This window comes from Streptomyces albidoflavus (genome assembly GCF_000719955.1).
Classification (GTDB): domain Bacteria; phylum Actinomycetota; class Actinomycetes; order Streptomycetales; family Streptomycetaceae; genus Streptomyces; species Streptomyces albidoflavus.
Genome location: NZ_JOII01000003.1, coordinates 30,768 through 49,541, shown reverse-complemented (window position 1 = coordinate 49,541; position 18,774 = coordinate 30,768). Strand labels below are relative to the sequence as shown.

The 18,774-nt window shown below is 74.0% G+C and carries 18 protein-coding genes; 13 read left to right on the top strand and 5 right to left on the bottom strand.

What is annotated here, in order from left to right; translation table 11 throughout:
• Window positions 1-30: 30 nt before the first annotated feature.
• Together IF45_RS0103600 and IF45_RS0103595 are read right to left on the bottom strand one after the other, a co-directional pair.
• Window positions 31-2,130, bottom strand: coding sequence for a flotillin family protein (locus IF45_RS0103600; protein WP_018469157.1), 2,100 nt, complete (start codon window positions 2,128-2,130; stop codon window positions 31-33).
• Between the two features lie 354 nt (window positions 2,131-2,484).
• Window positions 2,485-3,099 carry a hypothetical protein gene (locus IF45_RS0103595; protein ID WP_008406206.1) on the bottom strand — a complete coding sequence of 205 codons (615 nt, stop codon included), beginning with the start codon at window positions 3,097-3,099 and terminating at the stop codon, window positions 2,485-2,487.
• Between the two features lie 309 nt (window positions 3,100-3,408).
• On the opposite strand from IF45_RS0103595, the gene IF45_RS0103590 reads away from it, so the two are divergent.
• The 4 genes from IF45_RS0103590 (at window position 3,409) to IF45_RS0103575 (ending at window position 7,010) form a co-directional block, all read left to right on the top strand.
• Window positions 3,409-4,476, top strand: coding sequence for a PucR family transcriptional regulator (locus IF45_RS0103590; protein WP_018469158.1), 1,068 nt, complete (start codon window positions 3,409-3,411; stop codon window positions 4,474-4,476).
• Between the two features lie 87 nt (window positions 4,477-4,563).
• Window positions 4,564-5,565 (top strand): endonuclease/exonuclease/phosphatase family protein, encoded by a 1,002-nt coding sequence (locus IF45_RS0103585; RefSeq protein ID WP_037637570.1) that lies wholly within the window; start codon window positions 4,564-4,566, stop codon window positions 5,563-5,565.
• 109 nt (window positions 5,566-5,674) lie between these two features.
• Window positions 5,675-6,550, top strand: a complete 876-nt coding sequence (gene mmuM, locus IF45_RS0103580) for a homocysteine S-methyltransferase (protein WP_030305428.1) — start codon at window positions 5,675-5,677, stop codon at window positions 6,548-6,550.
• 64 nt (window positions 6,551-6,614) lie between these two features.
• Window positions 6,615-7,010 (top strand): VOC family protein, encoded by a 396-nt coding sequence (locus IF45_RS0103575; protein WP_018469161.1) that lies wholly within the window; start codon window positions 6,615-6,617, stop codon window positions 7,008-7,010.
• On the opposite strand, the gene IF45_RS0103570 is transcribed toward IF45_RS0103575, so the two are convergent.
• Complete coding sequence (locus IF45_RS0103570; RefSeq protein WP_030305426.1) at window positions 7,007-7,753, bottom strand: helix-turn-helix domain-containing protein; 747 nt, start codon at window positions 7,751-7,753, stop codon at window positions 7,007-7,009. The two genes, IF45_RS0103575 and IF45_RS0103570, sit on opposite strands and share 4 nt — an antisense overlap.
• 4 nt (window positions 7,754-7,757) lie before the next feature.
• Complete coding sequence (locus IF45_RS0103565) at window positions 7,758-9,020, bottom strand: YihY/virulence factor BrkB family protein (protein WP_008405342.1); 1,263 nt, start codon at window positions 9,018-9,020, stop codon at window positions 7,758-7,760.
• Window positions 9,021-9,037: 17 nt separating this feature from the next.
• Between IF45_RS0103565 and IF45_RS0103560 the strand changes: the two genes are divergently transcribed.
• Window positions 9,038-10,672 carry an acyl-CoA dehydrogenase family protein gene (locus IF45_RS0103560; RefSeq protein WP_008405340.1) on the top strand — a complete coding sequence of 545 codons (1,635 nt, stop codon included), beginning with the start codon at window positions 9,038-9,040 and terminating at the stop codon, window positions 10,670-10,672.
• Window positions 10,673-11,191: 519 nt separating this feature from the next.
• On the opposite strand, the gene IF45_RS0103555 is transcribed toward IF45_RS0103560, so the two are convergent.
• Window positions 11,192-12,241 (bottom strand): zinc-binding dehydrogenase, encoded by a 1,050-nt coding sequence (locus tag IF45_RS0103555; protein WP_030305424.1) that lies wholly within the window; start codon window positions 12,239-12,241, stop codon window positions 11,192-11,194.
• Window positions 12,242-12,314: 73 nt separating this feature from the next.
• Here IF45_RS0103555 and IF45_RS0103550 point away from each other — a divergent pair, with 73 nt between their 5' ends.
• The 8 genes from IF45_RS0103550 (at window position 12,315) to IF45_RS0103520 (ending at window position 18,772) form a co-directional block, all read left to right on the top strand.
• On the top strand, window positions 12,315-12,890 hold the full coding sequence (locus IF45_RS0103550; protein ID WP_030305423.1) for a TetR/AcrR family transcriptional regulator: 576 nt from the start codon (window positions 12,315-12,317) through the stop codon (window positions 12,888-12,890).
• A 23-nt stretch (window positions 12,891-12,913) separates the two neighbouring features.
• A complete protein-coding gene (locus IF45_RS0103545; RefSeq protein WP_226660197.1) occupies window positions 12,914-13,345 on the top strand; it encodes a P-loop nucleotide/nucleoside kinase family protein in 432 nt (143 codons plus the stop codon).
• Between the two features lie 476 nt (window positions 13,346-13,821).
• Window positions 13,822-15,111 (top strand): GAF domain-containing protein, encoded by a 1,290-nt coding sequence (locus IF45_RS0103540; RefSeq protein ID WP_003951635.1) that lies wholly within the window; start codon window positions 13,822-13,824, stop codon window positions 15,109-15,111.
• Window positions 15,112-15,141: 30 nt separating this feature from the next.
• A complete protein-coding gene (locus IF45_RS0103535; protein ID WP_030305421.1) occupies window positions 15,142-15,777 on the top strand; it encodes a GNAT family N-acetyltransferase in 636 nt (211 codons plus the stop codon).
• Between the two features lie 186 nt (window positions 15,778-15,963).
• The gene (locus IF45_RS34355; protein WP_350495124.1) at window positions 15,964-16,050 is read left to right on the top strand and encodes a putative leader peptide; all 87 of its coding nucleotides are present in this window, start codon (window positions 15,964-15,966) and stop codon (window positions 16,048-16,050) included.
• Between the two features lie 123 nt (window positions 16,051-16,173).
• Entirely contained in the window at window positions 16,174-17,871 is a 1,698-nt protein-coding gene (locus tag IF45_RS0103530; RefSeq protein WP_003951633.1) for a nitrite/sulfite reductase, read from the top strand.
• A complete protein-coding gene (locus IF45_RS0103525) occupies window positions 17,868-18,050 on the top strand; it encodes a hypothetical protein (RefSeq protein WP_008403897.1) in 183 nt (60 codons plus the stop codon). Before IF45_RS0103530 ends, IF45_RS0103525 begins: the two co-directional genes overlap by 4 nt.
• Window positions 18,047-18,772 (top strand): phosphoadenylyl-sulfate reductase, encoded by a 726-nt coding sequence (locus tag IF45_RS0103520; protein WP_018895718.1) that lies wholly within the window; start codon window positions 18,047-18,049, stop codon window positions 18,770-18,772. The genes IF45_RS0103525 and IF45_RS0103520 overlap by 4 nt, the downstream gene beginning before the upstream one ends.
• Window positions 18,773-18,774: the final 2 nt, after the last annotated feature.

The window sequence follows — 18,774 nt, the reverse complement described above, 5'->3', positions numbered from 1 at the left end:
GGTGCCGGTGCCGTGGTCGGTGGCGGGGCGTCAGCCCGCCGTGTCGGTGGCGCCGTTGCGGGTGGCGCCGGCCGGTGCGGGCGTCGCGTCGGCGGTGAGCAGCCCCGCCTCGCGGGCCCGGTCGAGGAGTTCGCCGGCCCGGTCGGCCGGGATGCCCTCCTTGGCGAGGCGGCCCATCAGGGCGGAGGCGCTGAGGTCGCGCAGGCCGCCGCTGGTGACGGAGGACAGGACGCTGGTCAGGTCGCCGGTGAAGGAGCTGGTGCCGTCGAGCCAGTCGGCGCCCAGGCGCTGGGCGGTGGCGGAGTTGGTGACGAAGGCGTCCAGGCCCTTGCCGAAGGAGACCGAGTCCACGATCCGGTCGAAGAAGACCGACTCGCCGCCGACGATGTTGATGTCGGCGCTCTCCAGGCCGGTGGCGAGCACGGTGGCCTGTGCCTCGGCGACCTCCTTCTGCGCCTGGAGCCCGGCGAGCCGGATCTCCTTCTCGGCGGCGAGCCGCAGCCGGTACTCCTCGTGGCCGCGCGACGCCTCGTCCAGGGCGGCCATGGCGGCGGCCTTCTCGGTCAGCCCGGCCGCCTCCGCCTTCAGCTTCTCGCCGACGGCGGCGGCGTCCGCGCTCGCCTGGGCGGTGGTGCCCTCGGCGCGGGCCAGGGCCTTGGCGCGCTCGCCCTCGGCCTCGGCGCGCAGCCGTGCCTCGGTGGCCTGGGCCTCGGCGAGGCCGGTCTTCTCCAGCGCGTCGGCCTCCTTCTCCTGGACCTGGACGCGGGCCAGTCCCTCGGCGGCCTGCTCGGCCTGGATGCCCTCGGCGAGCTTCAGCTTGGCCTGGGCGTCGAGCCCGGCGGCCTTGACCCGGGCCTCGGCCAGGGTGAGTTCCTCGTTGGCGCGGTGCACGGCCGCCTGCTCGGCGGCCTCGGCGGCCTTGATGTCCTTGACCAGCTGCTCCTGGGCGACCGCCTCGGCGGCGATGACCAGGGCCTGCCGGTCGCGCTCGGCCTCCTCGACGGCGCGCAGCCGCTTGATGGACTCCTCCTGCTCGGCGACGGTCCGGTCGACGGCGACGCGCTCGCGGATGACCTCGGCGATGTCGCGGCGCTCGGCCTCGACCTCCTTGTCGGCGGCGATCCGGGTCAGTTCGGTCTCCCGGTCGCGGGCGATGACCTCCAGCAGGCGGTCCTTCTCGATCCGCTCGGACTCCACCGCGATGACGCGTTCGCGGTTCTTCTGGGCGACGGCGATCTCGCGGGCCTGGTTCTCGCGCTGCACGCCGAGGTTCTCCTCGGTGTGCAGGAAGGCGGTCTGGGCGCGCAGCCGCTCCTCCTCGGCGACCCGGGCGATCTCGGCCTCCTCGCGGGCCCGGAGCGTCTCGATCTCGCGGCGCTGCCTGATCTCGGCGTCGGAGCGGCGCCGCTCCAGCTCCAGGATCGCCTCGCGGGCGTCGACGTCCTGGCGGGTGATCTCCTTCTCCTCGTGGCGCTGGAACTCGTTGGTGCGGACGTGCTCGGCGGCGGTCAGCTCGGTGATCTTGCGGATGCCCTGGGCGTCGAGGATGTTCTGCGCGTCGAGCTGGGCCAGCGGCGTCTGCTCGACGTAGTCGATCGCCGCGTCCTCCAGGCTGTAGCCGTTGAGGTCGGTGCCGATGACCGCGATGATGCGGTCGCGGAACTCCTCGCGCTGGGTGTAGAGGTCGGTGAAGTCGAGCTGCTTGCCGACGGTCTTGAGGGCCTCGGAGAACTTCGCGTTGAAGAACTCCTGGAGCGCCCCGGCGTCGCTGGCGCGGGCGGTGCCGATGGACTGGGCGACCCGGATGACGTCCTCGACCGTCTTGTTGACGCGCAGGAAGAACTGGATGCGGATGTCGGCGCGGATGTTGTCGCGGCAGATCAGCCCCTCCCGGCCGGTGCGCGAGATCTCCAGCGTCTTCACCGAGATGTCGAGAGTCTCGGCCTTGTGCAGCACGGGCAGGACGACCTGCCCGGTGAAGGTCACGTCGACCGAGCGGACCTTGGAGACGATCAGCGCCTTGCCCTGTTCGACCTTGCGGAACAGGCGGGTCACGACGAGCAGCAGGGCGATCAGGATCAGCAGGACGGCGGCGCCGGCGGCGCCGACCCCCCAGGTGATGGCATTCACAAGCGGCCTCACGGGGTCACGGGGACGTGCGTCGGCACGTCCGGGCGGATACGGCGTACGGCCGTGCCCGCCGGATGGGCGGTGTGCGGTACCGGGCGGGGCCCGGCGCGGGGCCGCCGTGAAGTCCTGTGCGTGTCCGCGGTGTCCGGTACTCCCCCAGCTCGTGGTGGCTCGGGAAGTGCCGGGCGTCGTGGGCACCGGACAGGAGTTCCGGGGCGTCCCCGGGGCCCGCGGGGGCGCGGCGCCGCACCGGCGCCACCGCCGGAGCGGGGGCCGGGACGCGTGCGTGCGGGCCTGGATCAGGTCGTACGGGTGGTGCGGGTGCGGTGGTGTCGTACGGGCGGTGTCTGCAGGTCAGGGGCGGATGCGCGGGTCGAGCGCCGCGTCGAAGGGCGCCACCCAGAAGAACTCTCCGGCCACGTCGTAGGCGTAGAGCAGTCCGGTCCGGCCCGAGCTGAGGGCCGGGTCGGGGTCGCTGGTGCGGACCTGGACGATGGCCGTGGAGCCGTCCTCGGCGACCACCTCGGCCTGTCCGAACCTGCCGTCAACCCGCCCGGTGCGGATGGTGCAGGTGGAGCCGACGAAGTCGAGCCGGGACGGCCCGGGTTCGTCGGGGAAGAGCGTGCGCAGGGGCCGCAGCAGCAGCCGGGTCAGCCCCCAGGCGGCGAGCAGGGCGGCGGCGAGGACGAGGAGGACCAGGGCGGCGTGGGCCACCCCCGTGGTGTCGGTGCGTCCCACCAGGACCCCGCCGGTGAGGCTGGCGAGCCAGCCGGTGGTGACGTAGACGGAGACCGCCACGGTCACCGGGACCCCGCCGAGGCCGAGACCGCCGAGATCGGCGTCGGCCTCGAAGCCGTCGGCGTCGGTGACGCCGATCAGGACCAGGACCCAGAAGACCAGGACGACGGCGAGGGCCGCGGTGAAGACGACGGTGGGGAAGCGGCTGATCGTGTCGATGAACTCGTCCATGCGGCTTCCCCCTCCGTGCCTGCGGCGGTGCCCCTCGCACCCCGCTCCCCCGGTGGACGTCGGCCGGGCATCGCGGTCCGGCCGGGACGTCCCGGCGGCACCGCGGACATTTCCGCAGTGCGGCACCGGGACGCTCTCCCCGTTTCCACCGGGACCATCGTGACAGCCTGTCGGCTTCCCGCGCATTGCCGCGTTCCGGCAATCTTGATGCATCCTTAATGCCGGATGCGGTCACCCCGAGCCCCTCTCGAGGCCGCGTCCGGGGCGTTAAGAAGGCGCTAACAACCCGCCAAGAAGGAGACAGGACCCTTGACTACCGAGCAGCGGACCGACGACTGGGTGTCCGGCTATGACCTGATTCTCGCGGAGGTGGGAGAGACCGGACGGCGCCTCACCCGCGAGGAGATACAGGCCCGCAGGACGCTCGGCGAGCGCGCCGCCGATGCCGGGATACCGCTGCGCACCCTCGTCGGCCGCCATCTCGCCATGACCAGGGAACACTGGCCGGTCACGGCCCTCACCCCGGCGGCGGTCGACGGGGTGCTGGCGGCGGTGGAGCAGTCCGTGGACGCCTTCGCCTCCGGGTACGAGCGGGCGCAGCGGATGGCGGTGCGCCAGGAGGAGGCGGCCCGCCGCGAGTTCATCGACGACCTGCTGTACGGGCGCAGCGACCTCGGCCGGGTCGCGGAGCGGGCGGAGCGGTTCGGGCTGCTGCTGTCGCACGCGCACGCCGTGGCGGTGGCGGTCGGCCCCGAGCCGTACGACGAGACGGACCCGGTGCCGCAGGTGGTGGAGCGGGCGCTGACCGGGCGGTTCGGGGAGCGGTCGATCCTGGTGACCACCAAGGACGGGCGGCTGATCTGCGTCGCCCCCGCCGACCAGGAGGAGGTGCTGCTGTACTTCGCCAAGCAGGCGCACGCGGCGACCGACGGCGGCCAGGTCGCGGTGGGCCGCCCCCATCCGGGCGCGGGCGGCGTCGTGCAGTCCTACGAGGAGGCGCTGAACGCGCTGGACCTGGCCGAACGCCTCGACCTGGACGAGCCGGTGGTGCGCTCGGCGGACCTGCTGGTCTACCCGGTGCTGACCCGGGACCGGCAGGCCATCGCCGACCTGGTGACCAGTGTCCTGGGACCGCTGACCGAGGCGCGCGGCGGCGCCGAGCCGCTGATGGACACGCTGATCGCCTACTTCGACGCCGGCTGCGTGGCGGCCCAGGCCGCCCGGGAGCTGAGCCTGAGCGTCCGCGCGCTCACCTACCGCCTGGCCCGCATCCACCGGCTGACGGGCCACAACCCGGCGGAACCCCTGCATCGTTACACCCTGCAGACAGCCGTGCTGGGGGCGCGCCTGGCAGGCTGGCCCGGGACCCCGCTGTAGGGGTCCGCCCTGCCGTACAGGAGGGTGGAGCCCCCGGACACGGCCGGCCGGGAGTTCACGACGGACGCACACGGGGGTGCGCGAGGGATGACGGCGTACGACGGTTCCGCCACGGCGGAGGACGGGGCAAGGTCCCCGGAGGACGGCGGACGGGTACCAAGGCGGCGGCCGGGGCGGTTCGGCGCGGCGGTGTCGGTGCTGCTGGCGGCGGTGCTCCTCTTCCCGCAGGTGGTGCCCAACGCCCGGTTCCGGGCGGGGAGTCTGGTGGAGACCTTCCTGCCGTGGCTCGGGGCGCCGGCCGTGCTGCTCCTGGTGGTGGGGCTGGTGCGGCGTTCACCGCTCGCGGTCGGCGCGGCGCTGGTGCCGGTGGCCGCGTGGCTGCTGCTCTTCGCGCCGCTGGCGGCGGGCGGGGTCTCGGGGGACGGGGCGCGGCTGTCGGTCGTGCAGCACAACGTCAGCGACGAGAACCCCGATCCGGTCGGCACCGCCCAGGCCCTGGCCGCCCCCGGCCCCGACCTCATCGCGGTGGAGGAGCTGACCGAAGAGGCGGCGCCGTCCTACCGCCGGGCGCTGCGCGAGGCGTACCCGCACCACGTCGCGTACGGCACGGTCGCCCTCTGGTCGCGGCACCCGCTGCTCTCCGACGAACCGGTGGACCTGCGTCCCGCCGGGGTGGACGAGAACTGGCGGCGCGGGCTGCGCACGACGGTGCGGACGCCCCACGGGGACGTCGCGGTGTACGTGGTCCATCTGCCCTCGCTGCGGATCACCTCCCAGGGGATGCGGACCCAGCGCCGCGACGAGAGCGCGCGGCTGCTCGGCCCGCGGCTGGAGCGGGAGCGGGCCGGGCGGGTCCTCGTGGTCGGGGATCTCAACGGCACCCTCGACGACCGGGGGCTCGCGCCCGTGACCGGGCGGATGGGGACTCCGCAGGGCGGGTTCGCGTTCAGCTGGCCCGAGCGGTTTCCGCTGGCGCGGATCGATCACGTGCTGGGGCGGTCGGTGAGCGTGGCGGGGGTGCACACGCTCCCGGCGACCGGAAGTGATCATCTGCCGGTGCTGGCGCGGGTGGACCTGCGGGGAGGGTGAGCCGGCCGGCTGGGGTGGGCTGTCCGGGGGCGGGGTGCGGTACGAAGGAGGGGTGACTTCGTACGTGGGTGGTGCTGGTTCGTTCGTCGCGGCGCTCGGGGAGCGGGCCGTGGTGGTGGACGGCGGGCTGTCCGAGCAGTTGGCGGCGCGGGGGAACGATCTGTCGGACGCCCTCTGGTCGGCGCGGCTGCTCGCCGACGCGCCCGAAGAGGTGGTGGCGGCGCACCGGGCGTACTACACGGCGGGGGCGGAGGTGGCGATCACCGCCAGTTATCAGGCGACGTTCGAGGGGTTCGCACGGCGTGGGGTGGGGCGGGTGGCGGCCGCGCGGCTGCTGGGCGACAGTGTCGGGCTGGCACGGCGGGCGGCGGACGAGGCGCGGGAGGCCGACGGGGTGACGGGACCGCTCTGGGTGGCGGCCTCGGCGGGGCCGTACGGGGCGATGCTGGCCGACGGCTCCGAGTACCGGGGGCGCTACGGGCTGAGCGTCGCGGAGCTGGAGCGCTTCCACCGGCCCCGTCTGGAGGTGCTGGCCGCCGCCGGGCCGGACGTGCTGGCGCTGGAGACGGTGCCGGACGCGGACGAGGCGCGGGCCCTGCTGCGGGCGGTCCGGGGGCTCGGGGTGCCGGCCTGGCTGTCGTACTCGGTGGCGGGCGACCGGACCCGCGCCGGTGACCGCCTCGCGGACGCCTTCGCCTTGGCCGCCGACGCCCCGGAGGTGGTCGCGGTCGGGGTCAACTGCTGCGATCCGCGGGAGGTGGAGCCGGCGGTCCGGCTCGCCGCCCGCGTCACGGGCAAGCCGGTGGTGGCCTACCCGAACAGTGGCGAGCGCTGGGATGCGGCCGCCCGCGCCTGGCGGGGCCCCGCCCAGCCCCTCGCCGGCCTGGCCGGGGAGTGGGTGGCGGCCGGGGCCCGGCTGGTCGGCGGCTGCTGCCGGGTGGGGGCCCAGACGGTACGGGAGGTGGCGGGCGCGGTGCGGGGATAGGTCCGCCGGGAGCGCTGCCGATTCGTTCAAGACCGGGTGCGGGACCGCCGCCTACTCTCACGCCATGAGCACACAGACACCCGGCCGCGTCCGCTTCGACGCCCTCGGCATCGCCACCACCGATCTCACCGCCTCCCTCGCCTTCTACCGGCGGCTGGGGCTGGAGTTCCCCGAGGGCGCCGAGCGGGCACCGCACGTCGAGGCCCAGGTCGCCGGCGGAATCCGCCTCATGTGGGACGTGGTGCCGGCCGAGGAGGCCCCGGCCGGGGGCGGCGGCCCGCAGCTGGCCTTCCTGTGCGACTCGCCCGCCGGCGTGGACGCCCTGTACGCCGAGCTGACCGGGGCCGGGTACCGGGGGACGACCCCGCCGTGGGACGCCGTCTGGGGGCAGCGGTACGCGGTGGTCGCCGACCCGGACGGGAACGGCGTCGACCTCTTCGCGCCGCTGGAGGCGTCCTAGGGCAGGTCCGGAGAGTCCCGCAACAGCTCACCCGCGGTCAGCCCCGTCAGTGCCCGCACCTCGCGGCTGAGGTGGGGCTGGTCGGCGTAGCCGGCGCGGTGGGCGGTCTCGGCGGCGGAGAGGCCGGTGGCGGCCAGTTCCCGGGCGCGGGCCAGGCGCAGGATGCGGGCGAGGGTCTTGGGCCCGTAGCCGAAGCTCTCGCGGGAGAGCTGGTGGAGGCGGCGGGGGCCCAGTCCGAGGGTGGCGGCCGCGTCGGCGACCGAGGTGCCGGCGGCGAGCAGGGGCACGAGGTGGAGCAGGCGCGGGTCGGGTGCCAGACGGTCGGCGGCGTGGCGCGCGGCCCAGGCGTCGAGGGCGCGGGCGGGTCGGTCGGCCGCCTCCAGGTGTCCGGCCAGGGCGCGGACCCGGGCGGCGGGCCACAGGTCGGCGAGGTCGGTCCGGCGGTCCCGCAGTTCGTGGGCGGCGACGCCCAGCAGGGCGGGGGCGGTACCGGGGGCGAAGCGCACGGCGGCGTACCGGGTGCCCGGAGCGGCGTCGGCCGGGTGCGGTCCGGTGTCGGGACCGGCCACGAGCAGCCGCCCGGGGGCGCAGGGCGGCCGGGCCCAGATCAGGTCCATGCAGCCGTCGGGCAGCACCGGGCGTACGGGAGTGGTGGGCGTCGTCCGGGTCCACAGGACCGCGCCGGTGAGCAGGGCGGGGCGCTCGCGGTACGCGCCGGTGTCGGCGGGGCGCCGCGGGTCCACGGGGTCAGCGGTCGCGGTCGCCGGAACGGTCGCCCGGGCGGTACGCCGGTTCCGGCGGGGCGGAGGGGCGGGGGGCCGGGGTGCCGTTGAGGGGTTTCTCGTCGCGGTCCGGCTCCTGTTCCGGGGTGCCGCCGCGCCGGGTCTGGCCGCGCAGGCGGCCGGTGACGTCCTCCGGCGGCAGGAACTTCGACCAGCGCTCGGGGAACTCGGAGGGCATGTCCGGGTCGTCGGGGTCGTCGAGGTCGTCGGGCTCCTCAGGGGCGTCGGGTTCGCCGGACTCCGCGCGCTCGGCCCGGGCGGCGGCCGCGCGCTCCTCGCGGGCGGCGTCGTTGGCGGCGCGGGCGGCGGCGGTGGCCACGGAGGGCCAGACGCGGTCGATGGCGGCGTTGACGGCCGCGCCGACCAGCACGGCGAAGGCGGAGACACCGATCCAGAGCAGCACGGCGACGGGGGCGGCCAGGGAGCCGTAGATGGTGGGGCCCTCGACGGTGTTGGTCAGGTAGATCCGCAGCAGGAAGCTGCCGAGGACCCACATGCCGAGGGCGACCAGGGCGCCCGGGGTGTCCTCGATCCACGGGGAGCGGACCGGCACCGACACGTGGTAGAGCGTGGTCAGGAAGATCACGGAGAGGACGAGGATGACCGGCCAGTAGAGCAGCTGGATCAGGTTCTCGCCCCAGGGCACCACCGAGACCAGGGTGTCCGGGCCGATCACCATCAGCGGCAGCACCACCGAGCCCATCAGCAGGGCGACGACGAAGAGGCCGAAGGCGAGCAGCCGGGTCTTGACGATGCCGCGCACGCCGTCCAGGCCGTACATGACGGTGATGGTGTCGATGAAGACGTTGACCGCGCGGGAGCCGGACCAGAGCGCCAGCAGGAAGCCGATGGAGATCAGGTCGGGGCTGCCGCCCTTGGTGACGTCGTGCAGGATCGGCTGGGCGATCTCGCGGACGCCCTGGTCGGTGAGGACGGCGCGGGACGCCTCCAGGATGTTCTGCTCGACGCTGGCGATGGTGTCGGCGCCGGTCCAGCTGTCGACGTAGCCGAGCAGGCCCACCAGGCTGAGCAGCAGGGGCGGCACGGAGAGCAGCGTGAAGAAGGCGGCCTCCGCGGCCAGCCCGAGGATGCGGTACTCCATGCAGGAGTTGACGGTGTCCTTCAGCAGCAGCCAGGCCGTTTTCCGCTTCGACACGTTGCGGTAGAGCGCACGGGCCCGCCGGAGTCGGCCGGAGCGCCGCTCGGGTGTTTCATTTGCCTGGTCCACGTCCTTACCGTAGCGGCATGGCAGCCAGCACCCACACCGTGACCAATCAGCCCCCGCCCCTGGTCGGCTACGACGTCTACACGGCGGACCACGCGCTCACCGAGGGCGTGGAACGCCATCTCGACGCGGCGCTCCTCGACGAGGCACGGGTGGAGCTGTCCGAACTCGGGCGTGCCGCCGGTTCCGCGCAGGCCCAGGAGTGGGGCGTCCTCGCCAACGAGAACAGCCCCGTCCTGCACACCCACGACCGGTACGGTCACCGCGTCGACGAGGTCGCCTTCCACCCCGCCTGGGACCGGCTGCTGGGCCACGCCGTCTCGGCGGGGCTGAACACCGCCTGGTCCCGTCCCGGCGGCCACCTGCGGCGCGCGGCCGGGTTCCTGGTCTGGACGCAGGCCGAGGCGGGGCACGGCTGCCCGCTGTCGATGACCCACGCCGCCGTCCCCGCGCTGCGCCGCGATCCGGAGCTGGCCGCCTTCTGGGAGCCGCTGCTCACCTCCCGGACGTACGACCCGGGGCTGCGGCCCGCCGCCGAGAAGGCCGGCGTGCTGTTCGGGATGGGGATGACCGAGAAGCAGGGCGGCAGCGACGTCCGGGCCAACACCACCCGCGCCGAGCCGCTCGCCGAGGCGGGCACCTACCTGCTGACCGGGCACAAGTGGTTCTGCTCGGCGCCGATGTCCGACGCCTTCCTGGTACTGGCGCAGGCGCCCGACGGGCTCTCCTGCTTCCTGGTGCCCCGGGTGCTCCAGGACGGGACCCGCAACCCCTTCGCCCTCCAGCGGCTCAAGGACAAGCTGGGCAACCGGTCGAACGCCTCCGGCGAGGTCGAGTTCGACGGGACCTGGGCGCGGCGGATCGGGGACGAGGGGCGCGGGGTGCGCACCATCATCGACATGGTGGCCGCGACCCGCCTGGACTGCGTCCTCGGCAGCGCGGCGACGATGCGGCAGGCGGTCGCGCAGGCCACCCACCACGCGGCACACCGCTCGGCCTTCGGCGGGCTGCTCGCCGACAAGCCGCTGATGCGCAACGTCCTCGCCGACCTCGCCCTGGAGTCGGAGGCCGCGACCACGCTGGCGCTGCGGCTCGCCGCCGCCTACGACGACGGGAGCGAGGCCGAGCAGGCGTTCCTGCGGATCGCGGTGCCGGTCGCCAAGTACTGGGTGACCAAGCGCTGCACCGCGGTGGCCGCCGAGGCGCTGGAGTGCCTGGGCGGCAACGGGTACGTGGAGGAGTCGGGCATGCCCCGGCTCCTGCGCGAGTCCCCGCTCAACTCCCTGTGGGAGGGCTCGGGCAACGTCCAGGCCCTCGACGTGCTGCGCGCGATCGGCCGCGAGCCCGCCGCGCTCAACGCCTTCCTCTCCGAGGTCGGCCTGGCGCGCGGCGCCGACCACCGGCTCGACGGGGCGATCAAGCAGCTCCTCACCGAGCTGGCCGACCTCGACGGCATCGAGGCACGGGCCCGGCGCCTGGTCGAGCGGATGGCCCTGATCCTCCAGGGCTCCCTCCTCCTCCGCTTCGCCCCACCGGAGGTCGCCGACGCCTTCTGCGCCTCCCGCCTGGGCGGCGACTGGGGACACGCCTTCGGCACCCTGCCCCACACGCTCGATCTGGGTTCGGTGGTCGAACGGGCGACGCCGGTGGTGTGAGGGGGCGGGACGGCGTAAGCCGGCGGACGAAAGACCCCGGCCGGAGCTGAACCGACATGGTGCACGAAGAGGACTCGGGCCTGCCCAGCTCCGGTACCCCGTTCTTCCTCTTCCGGCGGCTGCCGGACGGGGCGGAGCGCGCCGCGCGCACGAGGGAGCTGTACCCGGACGCCCTCGGGCGCGGCAGGCTGCCCGGGATGCGCGCGTGGCCCGTGCCCGTGCTGACTCTGCCGCAGGCCCGCGGGCAGGTGAGGCTCCTGCACGCGCGCATCACCGTCGACTACTACGGTGCACTGGGGCGGCAACGGTTCAGGCCCTTGCTCGTCGGCCTCCCGGCGGTGTTCCTGCTCCTCCTGGTCGTCAACGGTGAGCTGCACGCCGCCGGACTCCGCGTCGCGGGTGTCCTGGTCGCGGCGTTGCTGCTCACCGTGACGGCCTCCCGGATCTTCATGCGCCGTCGCCGGGCGGCACGGCGGGAACTGCTGAGGCGCGCGGGGATCCACTGGCCGCCCGCCCCGGTCAGGGACGGAGCACGATCTTCCCCACATGGCGCCTGCGGGCCAGCTCCTGCTGGGCCTCGGCCGCCTGGTCGAGGGGGAAGGCCGCGGCGACCAGGGGGCGGAAGTCGCCGCGGCGGGCCAGTTCCATGAGCAGGGCGAAGTGGCGGGGCGTGTGCATGGCCGAGCCGATGACCTGCGCGTTGTGGAGGTAGAGGCGGCGTACGTCGAAGGCGACCTCGTACCCGGCGAGCGCGCCCGCGACCACCCAGCGGCCCCCTTCGCGCAGGAGCGGCAGCCCGTCGCCCAGCAGGTCGCCGGCGACGACGTCGAGGCCGACGTCGATGCCCTCGGGGGCGGCGGCGCGGACCTGCTCGGCCACGTCCCCCGCGCGGTCGAGCACGTGGTGGGCGCCCGCCTCGCGCACGGCGTCGATCTTGGTGCCGCTGCTGAGGGCGACGACCTGCGCGCCGCGTGCCCGGGCGAGCTGGACGAGGGCGACGCCGACCCCGCCGGAGGCGCCGGAGACGAGGACGGTCTCCCCCTCCCCCAGCCGGCCGCGCTCGATCATGCCGAGCGCCGTGCCGTAGGCGGTCGGCAGGGTCGCGAGCTGCTCGTCGGTGAGCGGGGAGTCCGTCATGTCGTGCACCTGGTGCGCGGGGGCGGTGACGTACTCCGCGTAGCCGCCGTCCCGTTCGCTGCCCATCAGGCCGACCGGGTTGGCGTCCGGCCCCGGGCCGTCGTAGAGCGCGGGGTCGACCACCACCCGCCGGCCCACCAGGCCGGCGTCGACGCCCGGGCCGACCGCCGCGACGCGGCCCGCCACGTCGGCGCCCTGGATGCGCGGGAAGTCGAGCGGGCCGCGCCAGCCCGACCGGGCCGCCGGGTCCCCGGGACGGCCGTACGCCCCCTCACGGGTCCACAGGTCGGTGTTGTTCAGGGCGACCGCGGCCACCTCGACCAGGACGTCCCCGGCCGCCGGGACCGGTACGGGCACCTCGGCCCGTTCGAGGACCTCCGGCCCTCCGTGCTCCGTGATCCGTACCGCTCGCATGGACTCGGGCAGAGTCATCGCCATGACCTCCTCGCAGGTATACTGATCGGTGAACTTCCCCCACCGTACACCGATCAGTGAAGGAGGCAAGGTGGACGCGACGGAGACCCGCCCCCTGACCCCGGCCGGACGGCGCATCGCGGCGGCGGCCGAGGAACTGTTCTACGAACGCGGGATCACCGGAGTCGGCGTGGACCTGATCGCCGAGCACTCGGGCGTGACCAAACGGACCCTGTACAACCAGTTCGGCTCGAAGGACCACCTGGTCGCGGTCTACCTGGCCGAACGCGACCGGCGCTGGCGCTCCCTCGTCCAGACCACGGTGGACGCCCGCGCCACGCCGCGCGATGCCGTCCTCGCCCCCTTCGAGGCCCTGGCCACCTGGAGCGAGACCCACACCCGCGGCTGCGCCTTCATCAACGCCCTCGCCGAACTCCCGGACCCCTCCCACCCGGCCCACCGCATCGCCACCGCCCAGAAACTCTGGCTCCTCGACCTCTTCGAAACCCTGGCCGCCGCCGCGAACTGCCCCGCCCCCACCCCCCTGGCCCGCCAACTCCTCCTCCTCCACGAGGGCACCCTCGCCACCCAGCCCCTCCCCCTGGACACCCTCACCGAGGCAACGAATCTGGCCCGCACCTTGATCGCCTCCGCCACCACACAGTGAGCGGCACACGGAAGGACCACGCGATGCGACAGCCCGAACCACCCCGGAGCAGGCCCGCTCTGGTCGTGATCGGGGGGCTTCCGGCCACCGGGAAATCAACCGTGGGCAGAGCCGTCGCACGCCGACTCGGCGCCAGCTACCTGCGGATCGACACCATCGAGCAGTCCCTCTCCGTCTTCTCCGCCTACGGCGCGGACACGGACGCCTTGTGTCATGCGGTCACCCACGGACTGGGCTACGACGTCGCCTACGCCCTGGCGGAGGACCTCCTCACCCAGGGCCTGCACGTCTTCGCCGAGTGCGTGAACCCCCTGAAGGTGACCCGGGACGCCTGGGCAGCCGTGGCAAGGCGCACCGCCGCCCAGTTCCACGAGGTCGAACTCATCTGCTCCGACCCGGCGGAACACGCACACCGGGCAACCACCCGCACCGTCGCCCTCGCCCTCACCCCCTGACTCCTCGCCCACATTTCCCGGACCTCCGACGGACCACCGGCGGACCACCGGCGGGAGCCCTTGCGGAACACTCGCGGACCACCCGCGGAACGCTGAGAACGACTCAAGCCCGCGAAAATCAGCCCGTCCGGCGCTTGAGGACACTTTTCCAGCCCGTCCGGCGCTTGAGGACACCCCACCCCACCCGTCCGGCGCCGAGGACAAAAAAGGGGGGTGATGCCGCGCCGACACGGCACCACCCCCAGTGCAGCCACCCCCTCGGCCGGAGCCGAAGGCGAAACCACCCCCCCAAGCTTCAACCCCCGCCCCACCTCGCACGAGAGTTGCAAAGGGTTGCAGCCCGATCAGCAAACTCCACCCCCACACCCCCCGCTCCCAGGCACGATGTCCCCAGCACACCCGGCACACCCCCGCGCGGAGCGCACCCCGCACCCCGCGCGGAGCGCACCCCCGGGCGACGATCGAGGAGACACACCGTGACCCAGGCAGCCATCGACCTAGGCCGCCTCGCCGGACGGGACGTGGGCCGCGCGGCGAGGCTGATGGCCGAGGCGCACGCGGCGGCGCTCTCCGGCAAGCCCCCGGCCGTCCCGCCCCGCCCGGAGATAGGCGCGTCCTGGGAACGGATGCTGCGCCGGGGCGTCGACCCGGAGCGCGCGGTCCGCCCCCGCCCGCTCACCCCGGCCGAGCTGGCCGAGCGCCGCCAGCGCTCGCACCTCACCGAGGTACTGCCGCTGCTGCGGGACGGCCTCGTCTCGGTGGCGGAGTCGGCGCAGCACATCATGGTCGTCTGCGACGCGGACGGGGTCGTGCTGTGGCGCGAGGGTCATCCGTCGGTGCTGCGCCACGCGGACGCGATAGGACTGGCCCCGGGGACCGACTGGCGCGAGGCCACCTCGGGCACCAACGGCCTCGGTACGCCCCTGGTGGCCCGCCGCCCGGTGCAGGTCTTCTCGGCCGAGCACTTCGTCCGCGCCCATCACCGGTGGACCTGCTCGGGCGCGCCGATCACCGACCCGCGCGACGGCCGCCTGCTGGGCGTGGTCGACGTGAGCGGGCTGCTGGACACCCTGCACCCGGCGATGCTGAAGCTGGTGGAGTCGGTGGCGAAGCTGGCCGAGGCGGAGCTGCGCGCCCGCCATCTGCGCGGCCTGGACCGGCTGCGTTCGGTCGCGGCGCCCCTGCTGGCCCGGATCGGCGGGCGGGCGGTGGCCGTGGACGAGGAGGGCTGGGTGGCGGCGGTCACCGGTATGCCGCCGGTGGACCGGCTGCCGCTTCCCCGCTCGCTGAGCGCGGGCCCGGTCCGGCTCGGCCCGCTCGGTCTCTGTTCGGCCGAACCGCTGCCCGGCGGCTGGCTGCTGCGCCCGGCCCAGCGCCCGCACGCAGGGGTGGCCCGGCTGCGGCTGGACCTCTCGGAGCCGGGCCGGCCGTCGCTGACGGTGGCAGGTGAGGTCGGCTCGTGGACGCACGACCTCTCGCCGCGCCACGCCGAGCTGCTGTTCCTGCTGGCGGGCGAGGAAGCGGGGTGTTCGGCGGGGGCGCTGGCGGAGGCGGTCTTCGGGGACGCCGGGCGCCGGGTGACGGTCCGGGCCGAGCTGTCGCGGATGCGCCGGTACCTGGGCGAGCTGCTGGAGCACCGCCCGTACCGCTTCCGGGAGGGCACCGGCGTGGAGGTGGTGCTGCCCGAGGACCGGTCGGCGCTGCTGCCGCACTCGCTGGCCCCGGCCGTGGCGCGGGCCCGCGCGGGGACGGCCCCCCGCCGCTGAGCGGGGCGGGGCACGTGGTTGCCTGGCCGCATGAGCATCACCGTGACCACCTGGTACCTGGAGCAGACCTCGCCCGGGGATCTGCGCCCCGCCACCCCGGCCCGCGCCCGCGCGGCCGCCCCGGACGGCGAGGGCCCGCTGATCATGCGGGCCGAGACCCCCTCCCCCGAGTTCAGCCGCTTCCTCTACGCCTCGGTCGGCCAGGACATCCGCTGGACCGACAGGCTGGCGCTGAGCTGGGCCGAGTGGGAGCGGGCGGTCTGCCGGCCGGAGGTGGAGACCTGGGTGGCGTACGACCGGGGGACGCCCGCCGGGTACGCCGAGCTGGAGGCGGGCCCGGACGGTTCGGTGGAGATCGTCTACTTCGGGCTGATCCCGGCATTCCGGGGGCGCGGGATCGGCGGGCCGCTGCTGTCGGAGGCGGTGGCGCGCGCCTGGGACCTCGGTGAGCGGCGGGAGGGGTTCGCGCCGACGAAGCGGGTGTGGCTGCACACCTGCAGCAAGGACGGGCCGCACGCGATGGACAACTACCTGCGGCGGGGTTTCCGGCTCTACCGGACGGAGACCGCCGAGGAGGACGAGGTGGCGACGCCGGGTCCGTGGCCGGGCGCCGGCCCGCTGCCGTACGTGATCGAGAAGCCCGGGCGGCCGGCCGCCGGGAGCTGACCTGCCGTCAGGGGCGGGCGTCCGGACAACCCTGGCCGCTATGTCCGTAAATCATCTTGTTCGTTCCATGGAGGCGCCGGTCGTCGCGTCCTCTCACCGACACCCTTGTCCCACGATGCGGGACAAGGGTGTCCGCATGTTGGATTACGGTGGACTGCCGCGAGAGCGCCGTGCCACGCTTCCGTCATGTCTACAGCTGGAATTGCCTTGGTGAGTCGGCGGCACGTCGATCTCGGCCGCATGTCCAGCGCCATCTGTCGGGCCGGCTGCTAGTTCCAGCAGCGCCGCCCCACTCTCTTTTCCCCGCCCGGCCCGCACCACGTCGCGCACGCCTGCCCGCTCGCACGTATGCCCAGGTCAGAGCCGCTTCCTGCTGTCCCGAAGGACGTACCATCCATGGCCGCAACCCCGCAGAATCCCGCTGCCGCCACGCCGCGCCGCAAGGCGGGCCGTCACCGTGGTGAGGGTCAGTGGGCCGTGGGTCACTTCACCCCGCTCAACGGCAACGAACAGTTCAAGAAGGACGACGACGGTCTCAATGTGCGGACACGCATTGAGACGATCTACTCCAAGCGTGGTTTCGACTCCATCGACCCCAACGACCTGCGCGGCCGCATGCGCTGGTGGGGTCTGTACACCCAGCGCCGCCCCGGGATCGACGGCGGCAAGACCGCCGTGCTGGAGCCGGAGGAGCTGGACGACGAGTACTTCATGCTCCGGGTCCGCGTCGACGGCGGCCGCCTGACGACCCAGCAGCTGCGGGTGATCGGCGAGATCTCCGAGGAGTTCGCCCGGGGCACCGCCGACATCACCGACCGGCAGAACATCCAGTACCACTGGATCCGAATCGAGGACGTCCCCGAGATCTGGAACCGGCTGGAGGCCGTCGGCCTGTCGACGACCGAGGCGTGCGGCGACACCCCGCGCGTCATCCTCGGCTCGCCGGTCGCCGGGATCGCCGAGGACGAGATCATCGACGGCTCCTGGGCCATCGACGAGATCCAGCGCCGCGTCATCGGCAACCCGGAATTCTCCAACCTGCCGCGCAAGTTCAAGTCGGCGATCTCCGGCTCCCCGCTGCTGGACGTCGCCCACGAGATCAACGACATCTCCTTCGTCGGCGTCCGCCACCCGGAGCACGGCCCCGGCTTCGACCTCTGGGTCGGCGGCGGCCTCTCCACCAACCCCAAGATCGGCCAGCGCCTCGGCGCCTGGGTCCCGCTGGAGGAGGTGCCCGAGGTCTACGAGGGCGTCATCTCGATCTTCCGCGACCACGGCTACCGCCGGCTGCGCACCCGCGCCCGCCTGAAGTTCCTCCTCGCCGACTGGGGCACCGAGAAGTTCCGCCAGGTCCTGGAGGACGACTACCTCGGCCGCAAGCTCACCGACGGCCCCGCCCCCGACCAGCCGGTGGCCCGCTGGCGCGACCACATCGGCGTCCACCGGCAGCAGGACGGCCGCTTCTACGTCGGCTTCGCCCCGCGCGTCGGCCGCGTCGACGGCACCACCCTCACCAAGATCGCCGAGCTGGCCGAGGCGCACGGCTCGGGCCGGCTGCGCACCACCGTCGAGCAGAAGATGATCGTGCTCGACCTGGAGGAGGACCAGGTCGCCCCGCTCAGCGCCGGCCTGGAGGCGCTCGGCCTGACCACCACCCCCTCGCCCTTCCGGCGCGGCACGATGGCCTGCACCGGCATCGAGTTCTGCAAGCTGGCGATCGTCGAGACCAAGGCGCGCGGCGCCGCGCTCATCGACGAACTGGAGCGCCGCATCCCGGAGTTCGACGAGCCGATCACCATCAACCTGAACGGCTGCCCGAACGCCTGCGCCCGTATCCAGGTCGCCGACATCGGCCTCAAGGGCCAGCTCATGATGGGCCCGGACGGGACGCAGGTCGAGGGGTTCCAGGTGCACCTGGGCGGCGCGCTCGGCCTGGAGGCCGGGTTCGGCCGCAAGGTGCGCGGGCTGAAGGTCACCGCCGACGAACTCCCCGACTACGTCGAGCGGGTGCTCAAGCGCTTCCAGGAGGAGCGCGAGGACGGCGAGCGGTTCGCGACCTGGGCCGCCCGTGCCGACGAGGAGGCCCTGTCGTGAGCGAGCGTGCCGCCCCCTTCCACTGCCCCTACTGCGGTGACGAGGACCTGCGCCCCGGTGAGCAGGGCCACGGCGCCTGGGAGTGCGCCGCCTGCAACCGCGCGTTCCAGCTGAAGTTCCTGGGCCTGCTCACCCGTGGGCTGGCCCGCACCCCGGACGGAGAGGGCGAGGCGACATGAGCGGGATACGCACCGAACCGGCCGCCGCCGACGCCGGTGAGGACGAGCTGCGGACCCTGGCGGAGCGGGCCGGCGCCGAGCTGGAGGAGGCGCCCGCGCTGGAGATCGTGCGCTGGGCCGCCGACACCTTCGGTGAGCGGTTCTGCGTCACCTCCTCGATGGAGGACGCGGTCGTCGCCCACCTCGCCTCCCGGGTACGGCCCGGCGTCGACGTGGTCTTCCTCGACACCGGCTACCACTTCCCGGAGACCATCGGCACCCGCGACGCGGTCGAGGCCGTCCTCGACGTCAACGTCCTGACGCTGACCCCGCGTCAGAGCGTTGCCGAGCAGGACGCCGAGTACGGTCCGAAGCTCCACGACCGCGACCCGGACCTCTGCTGCGCCCTGCGCAAGGTCAAGCCGCTGGAGGAGGGGCTGGCCGGCTACGCCGCGTGGGCGACCGGGCTGCGCCGCGACGAGTCGCCGACCCGCGCGAACACCCCGGTCGTCGGCTGGGACGCCCGCCGCCGCAAGGTCAAGGTCTCCCCCATCGCCCGCTGGACCCAGGACGACGTGGACGCGTACGTCGCGCGGTACGGCGTGCTCACCAACCCGCTGCTCAGCGACGGCTACGCCTCCGTCGGCTGCGCCCCCTGCACCCGCCGGGTGGCGGCCGGGGAGGACGCCCGGGCCGGCCGCTGGGCGGGCACCGGCAAGACCGAGTGCGGGCTGCACGGCTGAGC

What these genes read in the sequence shown, in the direction of transcription:
- IF45_RS0103595 (WP_008406206.1), bottom strand. Translation starts at nt 3,099, where the DNA reads ATGGACGAGTTCATCGACACGATCAGCCGCTTCCCCACCGTCGTCTTC.
- IF45_RS0103585 (WP_037637570.1), top strand. Translation starts at nt 4,564, where the DNA reads ATGACGGCGTACGACGGTTCCGCCACGGCGGAGGACGGGGCAAGGTCC.
- IF45_RS0103575 (WP_018469161.1), top strand. Translation starts at nt 6,615, where the DNA reads ATGAGCACACAGACACCCGGCCGCGTCCGCTTCGACGCCCTCGGCATC.
- IF45_RS0103560 (WP_008405340.1), top strand. Translation starts at nt 9,038, where the DNA reads ATGGCAGCCAGCACCCACACCGTGACCAATCAGCCCCCGCCCCTGGTC.
- IF45_RS0103555 (WP_030305424.1), bottom strand. Translation starts at nt 12,241, where the DNA reads ATGACTCTGCCCGAGTCCATGCGAGCGGTACGGATCACGGAGCACGGA.
- IF45_RS0103545 (WP_226660197.1), top strand. Translation starts at nt 12,914, where the DNA reads ATGCGACAGCCCGAACCACCCCGGAGCAGGCCCGCTCTGGTCGTGATC.
- IF45_RS0103535 (WP_030305421.1), top strand. Translation starts at nt 15,142, where the DNA reads ATGAGCATCACCGTGACCACCTGGTACCTGGAGCAGACCTCGCCCGGG.
- IF45_RS34355 (WP_350495124.1), top strand. Translation starts at nt 15,964, where the DNA reads ATGTCTACAGCTGGAATTGCCTTGGTGAGTCGGCGGCACGTCGATCTC.
- IF45_RS0103530 (WP_003951633.1), top strand. Translation starts at nt 16,174, where the DNA reads ATGGCCGCAACCCCGCAGAATCCCGCTGCCGCCACGCCGCGCCGCAAG.
- IF45_RS0103520 (WP_018895718.1), top strand. Translation starts at nt 18,047, where the DNA reads ATGAGCGGGATACGCACCGAACCGGCCGCCGCCGACGCCGGTGAGGAC.